At 72.8% G+C, this 15,111-nt stretch carries 15 protein-coding genes; 6 read left to right on the top strand and 9 right to left on the bottom strand.

The features are described 5' to 3' along the window. Genes AC3ANS_RS10785 through AC3ANS_RS10775 form a run of 3 tightly spaced genes read right to left on the bottom strand, consistent with a single transcriptional unit; the run spans position 1 to position 2,941 of the window. Complete coding sequence (locus AC3ANS_RS10785) at positions 1 to 1,086, bottom strand: amidohydrolase family protein (RefSeq protein WP_488296159.1); 1,086 nt, start codon at positions 1,084 to 1,086, stop codon at positions 1 to 3. Then, on the bottom strand, positions 1,074 to 2,417 hold the full coding sequence (locus AC3ANS_RS10780; RefSeq protein ID WP_488296475.1) for a type I glutamate--ammonia ligase: 1,344 nt from the start codon (positions 2,415 to 2,417) through the stop codon (positions 1,074 to 1,076). Before AC3ANS_RS10780 ends, AC3ANS_RS10785 begins: the two co-directional genes overlap by 13 nt. Continuing rightward, complete coding sequence (locus AC3ANS_RS10775; protein ID WP_488296158.1) at positions 2,414 to 2,941, bottom strand: YbhB/YbcL family Raf kinase inhibitor-like protein; 528 nt, start codon at positions 2,939 to 2,941, stop codon at positions 2,414 to 2,416. The genes AC3ANS_RS10780 and AC3ANS_RS10775 overlap by 4 nt, the downstream gene beginning before the upstream one ends. A 103-nt stretch (positions 2,942 to 3,044) precedes the next feature. Here AC3ANS_RS10775 and cobA point away from each other — a divergent pair, with 103 nt between their 5' ends. Next, positions 3,045 to 4,268 (top strand): uroporphyrinogen-III C-methyltransferase, encoded by a 1,224-nt coding sequence (cobA, locus tag AC3ANS_RS10770; RefSeq protein WP_488296157.1) that lies wholly within the window; start codon positions 3,045 to 3,047, stop codon positions 4,266 to 4,268. Then, positions 4,268 to 5,071 carry a TrmH family RNA methyltransferase gene (locus tag AC3ANS_RS10765; RefSeq protein WP_488296156.1) on the top strand — a complete coding sequence of 268 codons (804 nt, stop codon included), beginning with the start codon at positions 4,268 to 4,270 and terminating at the stop codon, positions 5,069 to 5,071. Before cobA ends, AC3ANS_RS10765 begins: the two co-directional genes overlap by 1 nt. A 132-nt stretch (positions 5,072 to 5,203) precedes the next feature. On the opposite strand, the gene def is transcribed toward AC3ANS_RS10765, so the two are convergent. Continuing rightward, entirely contained in the window at positions 5,204 to 5,800 is a 597-nt protein-coding gene (def, locus tag AC3ANS_RS10760) for a peptide deformylase (RefSeq protein ID WP_488296155.1), read from the bottom strand. Between the two features lie 81 nt (positions 5,801 to 5,881). Between def and AC3ANS_RS10755 the strand changes: the two genes are divergently transcribed. Together AC3ANS_RS10755 and AC3ANS_RS10750 are read left to right on the top strand one after the other, a co-directional pair. Then, positions 5,882 to 7,258, top strand: a complete 1,377-nt coding sequence (locus AC3ANS_RS10755) for an acyl-CoA dehydrogenase family protein (RefSeq protein ID WP_488296154.1) — start codon at positions 5,882 to 5,884, stop codon at positions 7,256 to 7,258. Continuing rightward, a complete protein-coding gene (locus AC3ANS_RS10750) occupies positions 7,258 to 8,475 on the top strand; it encodes an acyl-CoA dehydrogenase family protein (protein WP_488296153.1) in 1,218 nt (405 codons plus the stop codon). The genes AC3ANS_RS10755 and AC3ANS_RS10750 overlap by 1 nt, the downstream gene beginning before the upstream one ends. 199 nt (positions 8,476 to 8,674) lie before the next feature. On the opposite strand, the gene AC3ANS_RS10745 is transcribed toward AC3ANS_RS10750, so the two are convergent. Together AC3ANS_RS10745 and galK are read right to left on the bottom strand one after the other, a co-directional pair. After that, positions 8,675 to 9,475 carry a hypothetical protein gene (locus AC3ANS_RS10745; RefSeq protein ID WP_488296152.1) on the bottom strand — a complete coding sequence of 267 codons (801 nt, stop codon included), beginning with the start codon at positions 9,473 to 9,475 and terminating at the stop codon, positions 8,675 to 8,677. A gap of 302 nt (positions 9,476 to 9,777) precedes the next feature. Continuing rightward, positions 9,778 to 10,968 carry a galactokinase gene (galK, locus tag AC3ANS_RS10740; RefSeq protein ID WP_488296151.1) on the bottom strand — a complete coding sequence of 397 codons (1,191 nt, stop codon included), beginning with the start codon at positions 10,966 to 10,968 and terminating at the stop codon, positions 9,778 to 9,780. Positions 10,969 to 11,010: 42 nt separating this feature from the next. Here galK and AC3ANS_RS10735 point away from each other — a divergent pair, with 42 nt between their 5' ends. Continuing rightward, on the top strand, positions 11,011 to 12,447 hold the full coding sequence (locus tag AC3ANS_RS10735) for a GuaB1 family IMP dehydrogenase-related protein (RefSeq protein ID WP_488296150.1): 1,437 nt from the start codon (positions 11,011 to 11,013) through the stop codon (positions 12,445 to 12,447). 4 nt (positions 12,448 to 12,451) lie between these two features. Here AC3ANS_RS10735 and AC3ANS_RS10730 read toward each other — a convergent pair whose 3' ends face one another. Beyond that, positions 12,452 to 13,045 carry a LysR family substrate-binding domain-containing protein gene (locus tag AC3ANS_RS10730; RefSeq protein ID WP_488296149.1) on the bottom strand — a complete coding sequence of 198 codons (594 nt, stop codon included), beginning with the start codon at positions 13,043 to 13,045 and terminating at the stop codon, positions 12,452 to 12,454. A gap of 35 nt (positions 13,046 to 13,080) precedes the next feature. Between AC3ANS_RS10730 and AC3ANS_RS10725 the strand changes: the two genes are divergently transcribed. Beyond that, positions 13,081 to 13,473, top strand: a complete 393-nt coding sequence (locus AC3ANS_RS10725) for a GAF domain-containing protein (protein ID WP_488296148.1) — start codon at positions 13,081 to 13,083, stop codon at positions 13,471 to 13,473. Between the two features lie 298 nt (positions 13,474 to 13,771). Here the strand turns inward: AC3ANS_RS10725 and AC3ANS_RS10720 are convergent, their stop codons facing one another. Then, positions 13,772 to 14,470, bottom strand: coding sequence for an FAD-binding oxidoreductase (locus AC3ANS_RS10720; protein ID WP_488296147.1), 699 nt, complete (start codon positions 14,468 to 14,470; stop codon positions 13,772 to 13,774). Then, the gene (locus tag AC3ANS_RS10715; protein WP_488296146.1) at positions 14,467 to 15,090 is read right to left on the bottom strand and encodes a molybdopterin-dependent oxidoreductase; all 624 of its coding nucleotides are present in this window, start codon (positions 15,088 to 15,090) and stop codon (positions 14,467 to 14,469) included. The genes AC3ANS_RS10720 and AC3ANS_RS10715 overlap by 4 nt, the downstream gene beginning before the upstream one ends. Positions 15,091 to 15,111: the final 21 nt, after the last annotated feature.

Here is a 15,111-nt window from a genome sequence, read left to right as displayed (position 1 = left end):
TCAGGGACGCGCCAGGCCGTAGACGCGGCGCGCGTTGTCGGCGCCGATCATCGTCACGATGCCGATCGCGTCGTCGACCGAGCAGTCGCCGCGGCGCACCCAACCGCCGAGGACCTCGCCCATCGCGCGCCGCCACAGCACCGAACCCAGGTAGTGCAGCTCCGGTGGTCCGTAGGCGTCGGAGGAGTAGAGCTGCTTGCCGAACGGCGCCAGGTCCATCGCCTCGGCGACGAGCTCGACCGAGCGGGCGCCGAGGTGGTTGATCGCGAGGCCGACGTCGAAGGACACGTGGTCGAACGCCTGGGCGAGGTAGCCCGCCTCCCGGTGGTAGGGATAGCAGTGCAGCAGCAGGATGGGCGCGTCGACGGTCCGGATCAGCGGGAGCAGGTGGAGCGGGTCGGCCGCGCGCAGGTCGAGGTCGCGGTCGCCGAAGCCGGTGTGCACCTGGATCGGCAGTCCGCGGTCGGCCGCCTCGTGCACGCCGAACGCCACCAGGACCGGATCGGTGACGCGTGGCCCCGAGGTCCGGGCACGGGCGGCGACGAGGGCGTCGTCCGGCCGGGACCAGTCGATGTCGAGGCCGCACCGGTAGGCCGCGATCGTCTTGGCGCCCACCACGCCCACCACGCCCACCCCGCCGGCCGTGTCGAGCCGCTCCCGGAACGCGCCCGGGACCTCGCTCTCGCCGAGCACTTGCTCCATCAGCAGCTCGAGCCGGACGACCTCGGACCGCGGTGCGGGGTGGGTCAGCCGGTCGGGCGTCAGTCCGGTGTCGACGATCCAGTGGTCGACGACGGCCGCGTCGAGGAAGGTCCGCACGACCTGGTCGTACGGGAGTGCGGAGCGCGCCTCCCAGTAGTCGTCGGCGCTCGCGTGCGGCGACAGGCCGAGCAGCGGTGCGCACCACCGGCGTACCGCCAGGCCGACGGGGAGGTCGAACCCCGAGAGGAACGACGGGACCGGACCGGTCGAGCCCTCGTTGAGCGCCGCTTCGAACCCGGGTCGGTCTCCGGGGTCGGTGAACCAGCCGTGCACGTGGTGGTCGACCAGGCGCAACGACGCCACGTGGTCGCTCAGCAGCTCCATGCCAACCGCAGCGCCTCGGCCGTCTCGGCGAGCGGCAGGGCGCCGAACGTCGAGACCTCGTGTCGCCGCACGGCGGCGACACCGCCGACGATCGGGGCGCCGAGGAACCGGTGGGCGACGTCGGACGACTCGAGCGCGGCGATGGCTGCCTCCTGGCCGGACGGCATCGCCGGCAGCCGGGCACCGGACTGCGCGGGGTCGACCGCCACCTCAGGTGGGAGGGGGAGTCCCCGGTCGATCCCGGCCAGCACGCTGCCGAGGAGCCCCGCGACCGCGAGGTAGGGGTTGGCGCTGGGGTCGACGATCTTGAGCTCGACGTTCGCGCCATGAGCACTCGACGGACCGGCCGCGACGAGCCGCACTGCGGCCTCCCGGTTCTCCAGGCCCCAGCAGAGCGCCGCGCCCGCCCAGTTGCCGGGCATCAGGCGCCGCGTCGACACGGCTGACCCGGCGTACACGCCGAGGAGGCCCGGCAGCGCATCCAGGATGCCCGCGACCGCGGCCTCCCCGGTGGGGGTGAGCCCGTGCGGGCCGGCGCCCCCGGAGAACACGGGACCGTCCGGCCCGCTCAGCGAGAGGTGCAGGTGGGCACCGTTGCCCGCCTCGCCGGCGAAGGGGACCGGGGAGAACGAGACCCGCAGGCCGTGCCGCTCGGCGGTCCGGCCGATCACGACGCGGGCCAGCACCACGGCATCGGCGGCGGCCACCGGGTGAGCCGGAGACAGGGAGACCTCCAGCTGGTCCTGACCGAACTCCATGTGCACCTGCTCGATCCCGAGGCCCGCACGGTCGGCCGACTCGGCGAGGTCGACGAGGAACGGCGCTCGCTCGAGCGAGGTGCGCAGGCCGTACGGCGCCCAGCCGGGCCCGGAGGCGTGGCGTCCCTCGGTGTCCAGCAGCGTGCACTCGAGCTCAGCACCGACGAGCGCTGAGAGGCCGGCGATCCGGGCTTGCTCGGTCACGTCCGCCAGTCGGGACCGGGCGCACATCGGGGAGACCTCGCCGTCCTGCAGGTGCAGGTCTCCCGGCGCCCAGGCCACACCGTCGGCCACGACGCGCAGATCGTCTGGATCGATCCGGATCCGCAGGTCGCCCACCACCCCGAGCTCCGGTGTGAACGCGATGGCGCCGTCCGCACAGAAGACGCTCCACGACGGCGATGCGCCCATCCCGAGCCGGTGGAACGCCGCCAGCCGCGCCGTCGGCACGTACTTGGCGCGGGAGACGCCCGCCATGTCCACGATGGAGCCCGCCACGAGGCGGATGCCCTGACCGGTGAGGTCCTCGACGTACGTCGCCAGGTCGGCGTCGGTGTGCGGCACGGACGTCAGTGCTGGTAGGTGCCGTGGATGATCGCCCGTCCCGCGGTCTTGAACGCGAGGTTGAACGACACGACCGCGGGGGAGGCCTCGGAGTCGACGCCGAGCGACTCCTCCTGCACCGCGTGGACGACGAAGAAGTAGCGGTGCACATGGTCGCCCTGGGGCGGCGCAGCGCCGCCGAACGCCTTGGCGCCGCCGTCGTTGCGGCACATGAACGCCTTGCCCGGCAGCGCGGCGCCCTCGGCGCCCGCACCGCTGTCGAGCGAGGTCACGTCGGCCGGCAGGTCGACGAGGACCCAGTGCCAGAAGCCGCTCGGGGTCGGGGCGTCGGGATCGAAGCACGTGACGGTGAAGCTCTTGGTCCCCTCCGGGGCACCCTCCCAGGACAGCTGCGGCGAGGTGTTGCCCAGGTGGGCGACCTGGTCGTCCTTCAACGGCTGGCCGTCGGTGACGTCCGCGCTGGTCACCGTGAAGGACGAGACGGTGGGCAGCAGGTCGTAGGGGTTCGGGCTGACGGGTCGGTCGAGACTCATGGTGCTCCTGACGGGATAGCTCAGAGTGCGGGACGTCCTCAACGTAGTCCGGAGGCTGAACGCGTGCCACGGTCCTGCGGCCGTGGGCCGCGATGATGTCCCGATGGACGACTACACGACGTACCCCGCCGGGCTGCGGCTCGCGGGGCGGCGGGTCGTGGTGGTCGGCGGTGGGCACGTCGCCCAGCGCCGGGTGCCGCACCTGATCGCGGCCGGGGCCGACGTGCACGTCGTCAGCCCCGAGGTGACACCGGCGATCGAGGGCATGGTCGGCTCGGGGGAGGTGACCTGGCACGCGCGCGGCTTCGCCGACGCCGACCTCGACGACGCGTGGTACGTCGTCGCCGCCACCAACGACCGCGCCGTCAACGAGCAGGTCTCCGCCGCGGCCGAGGTGCGCCGGACCTTCTGCGTCCGCTCCGACGACGCGACCCGCGCGACCGCCTGGACTCCCGCGGTGGGCCGGCACGCCGGGGTGACCGTGGCCGTCCTCGGCCAGCGGGAGCCGCAGCGCTCGGCCGCGGTCAGGGACGAGATCCTCGAGGGCCTGCGGGAGGGCACGATCGTCGCCCGCCACCAGCGCGATCGCTCGCCGGGCGTGGTGCTCGTGGGTGGGGGACCGGGCGACCCGGAGCTGATGTCGGTGGCCGGGCGCAAGGCGCTGATGGAGGCCGACGTGGTCGTGGCGGACCGGCTGGCGCCGCGGGAGCTGCTCGGTGAGCTGCCCGCGGACGTCGAGCTCATCGACGTCGCCAAGCTGCCGCGGGGACGGTCGGCGCTGCAGGAGGAGATCAACCGCGTGATCGTCGAGAGGGCGCTCGCCGGCAAGCGGGTGGTGCGCTTCAAGGGCGGCGACAACTTCGTGTTCGGCCGCGGCTACGAGGAGGTCCTCGCCTGCCGCGAGGCGGGCGTGCCGGTCACGGTCATCCCGGGGCTGAGCAGTCCGATCGCGGTGCCCGCGGTCGCCGGCATCCCCGTCACCCACCGCGGCGTCGCGCACGAGTTCGCGATCGTCTCCGGACACCTGCCGCCCGGCCACCCCGAGTCGCTGGTCGACTGGTCCGCGCTCGGGCGACTGACCGGCACCGTGGTCCTGATGATGGCCGTCGAGAACGCTCCGGCGATCGCGGCGGCGCTCGTCGATGGCGGCCGCGACGCCGCGACACCCGTCGCGGTCGTGTGCGACGGCACCATGCCGGGGGAGCGCACCGTGCTTGCCACCCTCGGCACGCTGGAGGCGCAGCTGGTCGAGCACGCCGTACGCCCGCCGGCGATCATCGTGGTCGGTGGCGTGGTGGCGGTGGCGCATCCGGCACACTTCGCCTGATGGCCACGCTGCACGAGATCACCGATCCCGCCGACCCGCGCCTCGCCGACTACCGTGACCTGCGCGACGTCGAGCTGCGCAAGCACCTCGAGGCCGAGCACGGGCTGTTCCTGGCCGAGGGCGAGAAGGTCGTGCGGCGCTCGGTGGAGGCCGGCTTCACGCCGCGCTCGTTCCTGATGGCCCCGCGGTGGCTCGAGGGCCTCGACGACGTCCTGTCCCGCTCCGACGTCCCGTGCTACGTGGTCTCGGAGGCGCTTGCCGAGGAGGTGACCGGCTTCCACGTGCACCGGGGTGCCCTCGCCTCGCTGGAGCGGCGGCCGCTGCCGTCGATGTCCTCGGTGCTGGAGGGGGCGCGCTCGGTGCTGGTGCTGGAGGACATCGTCGACCACACGAACGTCGGAGCGATCTTCCGCTCCGGCGCGGCCCTCGGCTTCGACGCCGTGCTGCTCGCCCCGCGCTGCGCCGACCCGCTCTACCGCCGCTCGATCAAGGTCGCGATGGGCGCGGTGTTCGCGGTGCCGTGGACCCGGCTGCCCGACTGGTACGACGCCCTGCCGTCTCTCTCGGAGAGGGGGTTCACCACCGTGGCACTCACGCTGGCGCCCGACGCCACCCCGATCGAGGAGGCCGTCGCGGGCATCGACAAGGTCGCCCTCGTGCTCGGCTCCGAGGGGCACGGCCTCTCCCCGCGCTGGCAGCAGGCCGCCGACCGGCGCGCGATCATCCCCATGCGCGAGGGCATCGACTCGCTCAACGTCGCCGCCGCCACCGCCGTCGCCTGCTACGTCACCGCTCGCCGCTAGCCGGGTGGACCGCTCGGCCGGACTGTCGTCGTTTGGTCACCAACGACAGCTGGGAGCGCTCCGGATCTGTGGTTGGTGACCAAACGACACCATTTTGAGCGCGACGCCGGGCCGGGGCGCCGCCTCGGTCGATCAGGCCGGCCAGTCGGGCGGGTAGTCCTCGACGGCCCGGTCGTGGGCCTTCTGGAGCTTCTTGCGCAGCTTCGTCGAGAGTCGGTCGCCGAACACGGTGCCCACCGTGTGGTCGGTCTCGTGCTGGAGGCAGCGGGCGAGGAGACCGTCCCCCGAGAAGCTGACCGGCTCGCCGTCCAGGCCCGTGCCGGTCACCGACGCGTGGTCGGGCCGCGCGCACTCGACGTACGCCCCGGGGAAGGAGAGACAGCCCTCCTCGCCGTCGTCGAGCTGCCGGTCGCGGCCCTCGGGGAGGGTGAGCACGGGGTTGCAGACGACGCCGACGGTCCGGGCGCCGGAGTCGTCGGGGCAGTCGAAGACGAACATCGCCAGGTCGACGCCGATCTGACAGGCCGCGAGGCCGACGCCGTCCGCGGCGTACATCGTCGCGACCATGTCGGCGGCGAGCGCGCGGAGCTCGTCGTCGTACGTCGTCACCTGCTGCTGCGGCCGGTGCATCACCGGCGTGCCCCACCGGGTCATCGGGCGCGGGGTCCCACCCTCGGGGAGCGGGCCGTGCGGGGCGTGTTCGGGCTCCTGGTCCGGCGTGATGGGCATGGAGAGCAGATTATCGAGCGTGTGACCCGACCCACGGAGCGGCCTGTAGCCGTGAGTGTAACTCCGAGTTACATTGAGGCCATGTTCCCAGCATCAGCCAAGGCCTGGAGCCTGAGGCCCGGCGGCAAGCACGGGTTGTCCTCGAAGGAGTCGCGCGACCCGATAGGCCTCGCCGTCGCCGCACTCAGCCGGCTCGCGCAGAGCGACGTCCTGGACCGCGTGGGCCTGCGCAAGCAGGCCGAGCACACGGTCTTCACCGTCACCCGGGCCGGGTTCAAGACCGCCACGACCGCGAGCCGCCAGTTCGCGCGCGCCGGCCGTGGTGACGCCGCCGGCACGCGCCCGGCGAGCGCGCCGCGCACCGGCGTCTTCGACCTCACGCCGACCGAGGACGAGCAGATGCTCGTCGACGTGGTCACCGAGCTCGCCGAGGAGGTGTTCCGCCCGGCGGCGGCCGAGGCCGATGCGGCCTGCGCCGCCCCGGACGCCGTCCTCAAGGCAGGGCTCGAGGTGGGGCTGCCGATCCTCGGGGTCCCCGAGGCGCTCGGGGGCATCTCCGAGGAGCGCTCCGCGATGGCCGGCGCGCTGGTCGCCGAGGCGCTCGCTCGGGGCGACATGGGCCTGGCCGTCGCGTCCCTCGCGCCCGGGTCGGTCGCCACCGCCCTCGGGCTGTGGGGCACCGAGGAGCAGCAGCAGACCTACCTGCCGTCGTTCACCGACGGGGAGGTGCCGGCCGCCGCGCTCGCGCTGAGCGAGCCCACCGTCCTCTTCGACCCGCTGGCGCCCGGGACCACCGCGGTCCGCGCCGAGGGCGGGTTCGTGCTCAACGGGGTGAAGTCGGCAGTGCCGCGCGGAGCCGAGGCGGAGCTGTTCATCGTGGGCGCACAGCTCGACGGCGCCCCCGTGCTGTTCCTCGTGGAGTCCGGCACTCCCGGCCTGGAGGTCGTGGCCGACCCCGGCATGGGAGTGCGCGCCGCCGGCCTGACCCGCCTCGTCCTCAGCGACTTGTCGGTGCCGGCCGCTGCGGTGCTGGGTGCGACCGACGGCACGACGTACGCCGAGTGCGTGCGACTCTCGCGGCTCGCCTGGTGCGCCCTCGCCGTGGGCACCGGGCAGGCGGTGCTCGACTACGTGGCGCCGTACGTCAAGGAGCGCGAGGCGTTCGGCGAACCCGTCGCCCACCGGCAGTCGGTGGCCTTCATGGTCGCCAACATCGCGATCGAGCTGCAGGCGATGCGGCTGCTGACCTGGAAGGCCGCGTCGCGCGCCGCGGCCGGCAAGGACTTCGCCCGCGAGGTAGCCCTCGCGCGGCGCCTGTGTGCCGAGAAGGGCATGCAGATCGGACTCGACGGCGTCCAGCTGCTCGGGGGTCACGGCTATGTGAAGGAGCACCCGGTGGAGCGGTGGTACCGCGACCTCCGGGCCGTCGGCGTCATGGAAGGTGCGGTGCTGATCTGATGGCCATCAACTTGGACGACCCGAAGAAGTTCCGGCCGCTGGCCGGCCAGGCCCACCAGGTCGCGATGAACATGCTGCGACCGATCTCGCGGAAGTACGACCTGGGGGAGCACGAGTACCCCAAGGAACTAGACATGCTCGCCGCGATGATCGACGGGCTCTCGGAGTCGGGCGCAGCCGAGGGCGCCGGCGCCGCCGGCGTACGTCGCGAGGAGACTGCCGACGAGGCGGGTGTCGTCAAGAACGGCTCCAACCTCGCCTCGGTGATGTCGATCGCCGAGATGTGCTGGGGCGACGTCGGCCTGCTGCTCTCGATGCCCCGGCAGGGCCTGGGCAACTCCGCGATCGCCTCGGTCGCCAACGAGGAGCAGCTCGCCCGCTTCGACGGCGTGTGGGCCGCGATGGCGATCACCGAGCCCGGCACCGGCTCCGACTCCGCGAACATCAAGACGACCGCGGTCCTCGACGGGGACGAGTACGTCCTCAACGGCGAGAAGATCTTCGTCACCTCCGGTGAGCGCGCCGACGCGGTGGTCGTCTGGGCGACGCTCGACCGCGACCTCGGCCGAGCCGCGATCAAGTCGTTCGTGGTCCCGAAGGGCACCCCGGGCATGCGCGTTGAGCGCCTGGAGCACAAGCTCGGCATCAAGGCGTCCGACACCGCGACGATCATCTTCGACGACTGCCGGGTGCCGAGGGACAACCTCCTGGGCTCCCCGGAGATCGACACCAAGCAGGGCTTCGCGGGCGCGATGGCGACCTTCGACAACACCCGCCCACTGGTGGCGTCGATGGCCGTCGGCTGCGCGAAGGCCGCCCTCGACCTGACCCGCGAGTTGCTCGAGCAGGCCGGTGTCGTCATCGACTACGACCGCCCGGCGCTCACCCAGTCGGCGGCGGCCGCGAAGTTCCTGCAGATGGAGGCCGACTGGGAGGCGGCCCACCTGCTGATGCTCCAGGCGGCGTGGATGGCCGACAACCGCCAGCCCAACTCGCTGGAGGCCTCGATGGCCAAGGCCAAGGCCGGTCGCGCGGGCACCGACATCACGTTGTCCTGCGTCGAGCTCGCGGGCTCGGTGGGCTACGGCGAGGCCGAGCTGCTGGAGAAGTGGGCCCGCGACTCCAAGATCCTCGACATCTTCGAGGGCACCCAGCAGATCCAGCAGCTGATCGTGGCCCGGCGGATCCTGGGGCTCACCAGCGCCGAGCTCAAGTAGGACGGGTCACGGAAGCGGGCCGTACGGCGAGTGCGGCTCGCTCCGGCCTGAGGAGAGCTCCTCGGCGAGCAGCCGTCGTCCACACACGGCGATGTCGGTGGGGTGACCGTCCTGGATCACCCAGGCGTCGAGGCCGCTCCACCGGGTCCCGGCGTTCTCGCCAGGACCCGGTGGCCGCCTGCTCAGGTGAGGCCGGGATTCAGACCTTGTCCGGATCAGCAGCGCGCGACAGGGTGTCAGCCTCGCTGGCGACCGCCTTCGTCGTCGCCGGGTCCAGCAGCGGCTCCTGATCGGGCTGGGACTTCTTGACCGGCAGCTTGGCGCCCGGCGAGGACGTCGCTGCCTTCTTCGCCGGTGACTTCTTCGCCGCGGTCTTGGTGGCGGGCGCCTTGGCCGCCGCCTTGCGCGGCGTGGCCTTCTTGGCGATGTCGGCCGGAGTGACGTCCACGTGGGCGGGGTCCGCGGCGGCGTCGATGGACGTCGCCGGCGCGGGCGTCGACTTCTTCACCGGCTGGCTCGCCGCCTGCTTCTTGACGGCCGGGGTGGCGACGTCGGTCACCGGCGCCTTGGTCGGGGTCGGCGCCTTCTTCGGCGCCTTCTTCGGCGTGCTCTTCTTGGCGGTCGCCTTGGCTGACGGCTTGGCGGGGGTCGCCTTCTTCACGGGAGCCTTGCGCGCGGCCGGCTCGTCCGCGGTCGTCTCTTGCCGGGCCGGCGTCTCCGAGGTGCGCGCCTGGGGGGCGGGGTCGTCGGGTACGGCGCGCAGCGGCTGCTCGGTCGGGCGCACGGGGGTCGGCGTACCGCCGCGGTGTCCGGACATCCGGCTGGCGACGACGCCGGCAGCGGACTTGGTGACCTGGCCCGCCACCATCCGCCCGAGGGAGAGGGTGCCCTTGGCCTGCTCGACGGCCTTCTCAGCCGACTCGACAGGGTGCGTGATCGCTCCCTTCACGGTGCCGACGACGGATTCCTGGAGCTTGTTGAGCGGGCTCTTCCTGGCCACGGTGGTCCCTTCGATCGATGGAGGTCGGTCGTGCCTTGGTGCCAAGCATGTACCCACTCCGTCTGGGCATGCTGCGTGGCATGGCCCACTCGCGGGCCGTCGCATCCGACCCGCATGGTCAATGGCACCAGGCCGCGCCGGGTGCACCCACGGTCCAGGCAAGCCCGGCCGCAGCCTGCCCGCCCGCGGCCGTGCCTGGCCGCGCCGAATCTCCGTCGTTTGGTCACCAACGACACATTTCGGCGCCCGGAGACCGCCGTTGGTGACCAAACGACAGGCTTTCCGAGCAACCCGGAGTGCGGTCAGTCGAGCAGCGCAGCCGCCGCGGCGGGCTCGGCGCGCAGGTGCTGCGGCGGGGCGTACCCGGCAGCCGCGAAGGCCGCGTCGATCGCGCGGACGACCGCGTCGACCCGATCTTCGGGCACCAGGGCGATGGAGGAGCCGCCGAAGCCGCCCCCGGTCATCCGGGCTCCCACGGCGCCCGCCTCGACGGCGGTCGTGACCGCGACGTCGAGCTCGGGGCAGGAGATCTCGAAGTCATCGCGCATCGAGACGTGGCTGTCCCGGAACGCCCGTCCCACGGCGGGCCAGTCACCGGCGCCGATGGCGTCCACCGCCTCGCGGACCCGTGCGATCTCGGTGACGATGTGGCGGGCCCGGCGCCGGATCCGCTCGTCGCCGAGGCGCTCCACTCCCGCGAGGTCGGCGTCTCGCAGCGATCGGACGCCGAGCTCCTCGGCAGCAGCCTCACAGTCGGCCCGCCGAGCGGCGTACCCACCGTCCACCAGTGCGTGCGAGACCCGCGTGTCGGTGACCAGCAGCGCCAGGTCGCCCCGGTCGAGCCCGAGCGCGACGTCCTGGGTGGCACCGTCCGCCGCGGGGTCGAGGTCGAAGTCGATCAACAGAGCTGAGCCGGCCGACGCCAGAAGGGAGACCGTCTGGTCCATCCCGCCCGTCGGCGCCCCGGCGACCTCGGACTCGGCGCGGATGGAGGCGGCCGCGAGCCGCCGGCGTACGGCGCCGTCCGGCTCCACTCGGAGCACCCCGCACGCGGCCAGCGCGACCGAGCACTCCAGCGCGGCCGAGCTCGACAGGCCGGCCCCCAGGGGGACGGTGCCGTGGACCAGCACGTCGACCCCCGGCACGTCCAGGCCGTCCTCGCGCATCGCCCAGAGGACGCCGGCCACGTACGCCGCCCAGCCCTCCACGTCGCCCGGCCCGAGCGCCCCGAGCGAACCGGTCCAGGGGGACTCCTCCTCGAGGCTGCCGATCCGGACCACGTCGTCGCTCCGCGGCGACATCGCGGCGTACGTCGCGTGCGGAAGCGCCACCGGCAGCACGAGCCCCCGGTTGTAGTCGGTGTGCTCACCGATCAGGTTCACCCGGCCCGGCGCACGAGCCACGACAGCGGGTTGCCCGCCGTACGCCTCGGCGAAGGCGGTGCGGAGCGCGACCGCGAGCTCGACGGGATCACCGGGTGCGACGAAAGCCATGGGATCACCCTAGGGAGGGGGCACCGCGTAGGCTGACCCGACGTGCAGTTCCTCGACGCGGTGACCCCGCACCACGACCTGACCTACGACGACGTCTTCATGGTCCCGCGGCACTCCGCCGTCGCCAGCCGCTACGACGTCGACCTCGCCACCAGCGACGGAACCGGCGCCACCTTGCCGCTCGTGGTCGCGAACATGACCGCGATCGCGGGCAAGCGGATGGCCGAGACGGTTGCGCGCCGGGGCGGTCTCACCGTGATCCCGCAGGACATCCCCACCGCCGTGGTCGCCGAGGTCGTGGGGTTCGTGAAGTCGCGCGACCTCGTCTTCGACACCCCGATCGAGCTGGCGCCGGACCAGACCGTGGCCGAGGCGCTCTCGCTCATCCCGAAGCGGGCGCACCGGGCCGCGGTCGTGCTCGAGGACGGCCGGCCCGTGGGCGTCGTCGCGGAGGCCGACTGCGTCGACGTGGACCGGTTCGCCCAGGTCCGGCACGTGATGCGGCCCCCGGCGGTGGTCCTGCCGGCGGACGCCGACCCGCGGGCCGCGTTCGAGGCCCTCGACCGCGAGCACGCGGCGCTGGCGGTTGCCGTCGACGCCGACGGCAGGCTCATCGGCGTGCTGACCCGCACCGGCGCGCTGCGGGCCACGTTGTACTCGCCTGCTGTGGACGCCCACGGTGGCCTGCGGGTCGCCGCGGCGGTCGGGGTCAACGGCGACGTCGCCCAGAAGGCGCGTGACCTCCTCGACGCCGGCGTCGACTGCCTCGTGGTCGACACCGCCCACGGCCACCAGGACCGGATGGCCGAGGCGCTGTCCGCGATCCGCGCGCTGGACCCGCAGGTCCCGATCGCCGCGGGCAACGTGGTGTCGGCCGAGGGCACGCGTGCGCTCGTCGAGGCGGGCGCCGACATCGTCAAGGTCGGCGTCGGCCCGGGGGCCATGTGCACCACGCGGATGATGACCGGGGTCGGGCGACCGCAGTTCTCCGCAGTGCTCGAGTGCTCCCGGACCGCGGCCGAGCTGGGCAAGCACGTCTGGGCCGACGGGGGAGTGCGACACCCTCGCGACGTGGCCCTCGCGCTCGCGGCCGGGGCGTCGGCGGTGATGATCGGCTCGTGGTTCGCGGGCACGCACGAGTCCCCGGGCGATCTGATGCTGGACTCCGATGGGCGGGCGTACAAGGTGTCCTTCGGCATGGCGTCCGCACGCGCGGTCGCCAACCGGACGGTCGGCGAGTCGGCGTACGACCGTGCCCGCAAGGGGCTCTACGAGGAGGGCATCTCCTCGTCGCGGATGTACCTCGACCCCGCGCGCCCGGGCGTCGAGGACCTCATAGACCAGATCTGCTCCGGACTCCGCTCGGCCTGCACGTACGCCGGCGCCACGACGCTCGGCGAGCTGCACGAGCGCGCGGTGGTCGGCGTGCAGTCGGCGGCCGGCTTCCACGAGGGCCGGCCGCTCGCCACCAGCTGGTAGGAGGTCACCCCCGCGAGCTTCGCTCGGTGCGGCCACGGACGATCCCGATGAACCGCTGCACCCACGGGTCCTCGTTGTCGATCAGCCACGCGAGGCCGACCTTGGTGGGGGACAGGTCGGTGACCACGCGGTGGGTGACGTCGCGCCGATGGTGCAGCCGGGCCACGGACATGGGCACGATCACCACGCCGGTACCGCTGGCGACGACCTCGACCGCGTCCTTGACCGACATCGTGGGCCAGTCGAGCTGGGGGGCGTCCGGTGTCCAGCCGGAGGGGTGGGGGAGCACGAGCTGTTCGTCGGCCAGGTCGGCGGTGGTGACCTCCTCCGCGAGCGTGAGCACGTGCTCGACGCCCATGACGGCCACGGGCAGCTCGTCGTACAGCGGGATGCAGTGGAGGCCGTTTCGGTCGATCGGCAGGCGCACGATGGCCATGTCCAGCGTGCCCTCACGCACTCGCAGCTCCTGGTCCTCCTCGGTCAGCGGTACCAGCTCGAGGGGGTCCCGCGCGTATCTCGACCGCCAGACGCCGACCCACTTGTCGGGGGTCGCCCCAGTCACGAACCCGACCCTGAAGTGTCCGAACGCCTCGCTCACCCGCCCACCCTATGGTCGGTCCCTACGATCGGGGGGTGTCGACCTACCGCGCGCCGATGCACTCACGTCTCGACGACGTCGACCGGTGGGTCGCGGTCGAGCGGGCCCTGCGGCTCGGGGTCGTGGGCATGGGCGACCGGGCGGCTGACGAGGGCACGGCCGCACGGCTGGCGCGGTTCCGATCGGTGCCGGTGGGTGGCGTGGTCTGGACGCGTGATGAGCAGGGTCTCTTCCACCGCGGTGTCATCACCGGCCCGCCCCGCGTCGAGCGCGGCACCGCTGCGCTCGACGCCGACCTGCGACACGTCCGCCCCTGCACCTGGGACCCCGATCCGCTCCCGGAGCACCGGGTGCCTGCGCAGGTCGCCGCGGCCTTCCGCCGAGGCGGGCGCAACTTCCAGCAGATCCGGACGATTTTCGTCGAATGACCTGGGTGGCTCCCGCCTGCGGGGAAATGTGTGTCGTTTGGTCACCAACCGCAACTTCTGGGCGCCGAAACCTGTCGTTGGTGACCAAACGACGACAGTCCCGGTCCCCGGTTCTCGCGCCAGGTGCTTTGATCCGGACGTTTGCAGTCCGCTGACGGAGGAGCCCCGCCGCCCCCGAAAGCTCTGTCGTTTGGTCACCAACCGCAACTTCTCGGTGTCGAGACCTGCCGTTGGTGACCAAACGACGACAAATCTGAGCCGCGGTCGGCCAGGCGGCCAACGGGGGATGAGAGCAGGGTCAGCCGGTCTCACCGAACTGCTCGACGCGGATGGTGTCGGTGCGGACGCCGGACTCCTGGAGCAGTCGGGTGGCAAAGGACGCGAAGCCGACGGAGCCACAGACGTAGGCGCGCTCGGTGCCGGCGACCAACGCCGTCATCTCGGCGGGGTACGGCGGGGCCGCGACCCGGCCGGCCAGGTTCTCGCGGGTGAGTGCCACGAAGGCGCCGTACCGTTGCAGCTCGGCGGCGTACGGGAGCTCGGCCCAGGTGCGGGCCACGGCGACGATCCGCAACCGGTCCTGGAGGCCGAGCCGGCGGGCGTACCGCGCCATCGCAACCAGCGGCACCACCCCCGAGCCGCCGGCGATGCAGACGGCGGGCACGTCGCCCTCCCAGACGAACCAGCCGCCGATCGGGCCGCGCAGCTCGAGCACGTCGCCGACCTCGGCCACGTCGTGGAGGAACCCGGACACCTCCCCGCCGGGCAGGCACTCGACCATCAGCTCGAGCAGCGGGTCGTCGGGGTCGGAGGCGACCGAGTAGGACCGCTGCGCGGTGTAGCCGTCGGGAGCGCGGAGCCGCACGACGTAGTGCTGGCCCGGCAGGTGATCGACGCGGTCCTCGACGTGCATCCGCAGCCGCACCAGCCGGTCGCTCGGGTGGTCGATCTCGATGATCGTGCCGGTCGTCCAGCCCCCGGCGGGAGCGGCCGTCACGGATCACCCTGGTAGCGCTGCTCCAGCCACGGGTCGCCGCGGTCGTGGTAGCCGTTCTGCTCCCAGAACCCCGGCCGGTCGCGGTCGAGGAGCTCGAGGCGGGTGATCCACTTCGCGGACTTCCAGAAGTACAGGTGCGGCACCAGCAGCCGCGCCGGGCCGCCATGACCGCGGGCGAGCGGCAGACCACCGACCTCCCACACCACCCACGCCTTGCCGCCGGTGACGTCGGCGAGCGGCAGGTTCGTGGTGTAGCCGGTGGTCGAGTGCGCGAGCACGTACGCCGCCTCCGGCCGCGGGCGGGCGGCGGCGAGCAGCGTGTCGACGCTGACGCCCTTGAACGTCATGTCGAACTTCGACCAGGTCGTGACGCAGTGGATGTCGCCGGCGTACGTCGAGGACGGCAGGGCGTGGAGCTCGTCCCAGGTCCAGCTCTGGGGCTCCTCGACCAGGCCGTCCACACTCATCCGCCACCGCTCGGCCCACTCCTCCAGGGAGAGGGTCGGCGTCGCCTCGGCGGTGAGCGTCGGCCACGAGCTGCCGGTGTCGTACTGCCCCGGCGGGAGCCGGTCGGGTCGCTCGGGCCGGCCTCGGCCGGTGAAGCCGCGAGTGATGGGCACGGGGCAAGTATGCCGGGGCGT

It is taken from the genome of Nocardia sp. 149-1B (assembly GCF_057747975.1).
Note: the sequence above shows the minus strand (reverse complement) of the source record. Positions and strands in the feature narration are given on the sequence as shown.

What these genes read in the sequence shown, in the direction of transcription:
- AC3ANS_RS10785 (WP_488296159.1), bottom strand. Translation starts at nt 1,086, where the DNA reads ATGGAGCTGCTGAGCGACCACGTGGCGTCGTTGCGCCTGGTCGACCAC.
- AC3ANS_RS10775 (WP_488296158.1), bottom strand. Translation starts at nt 2,941, where the DNA reads ATGAGTCTCGACCGACCCGTCAGCCCGAACCCCTACGACCTGCTGCCC.
- cobA (WP_488296157.1), top strand. Translation starts at nt 3,045, where the DNA reads ATGGACGACTACACGACGTACCCCGCCGGGCTGCGGCTCGCGGGGCGG.
- AC3ANS_RS10765 (WP_488296156.1), top strand. Translation starts at nt 4,268, where the DNA reads ATGGCCACGCTGCACGAGATCACCGATCCCGCCGACCCGCGCCTCGCC.
- def (WP_488296155.1), bottom strand. Translation starts at nt 5,800, where the DNA reads ATGCCCATCACGCCGGACCAGGAGCCCGAACACGCCCCGCACGGCCCG.
- AC3ANS_RS10755 (WP_488296154.1), top strand. Translation starts at nt 5,882, where the DNA reads ATGTTCCCAGCATCAGCCAAGGCCTGGAGCCTGAGGCCCGGCGGCAAG.
- AC3ANS_RS10750 (WP_488296153.1), top strand. Translation starts at nt 7,258, where the DNA reads ATGGCCATCAACTTGGACGACCCGAAGAAGTTCCGGCCGCTGGCCGGC.
- galK (WP_488296151.1), bottom strand. Translation starts at nt 10,968, where the DNA reads ATGGCTTTCGTCGCACCCGGTGATCCCGTCGAGCTCGCGGTCGCGCTC.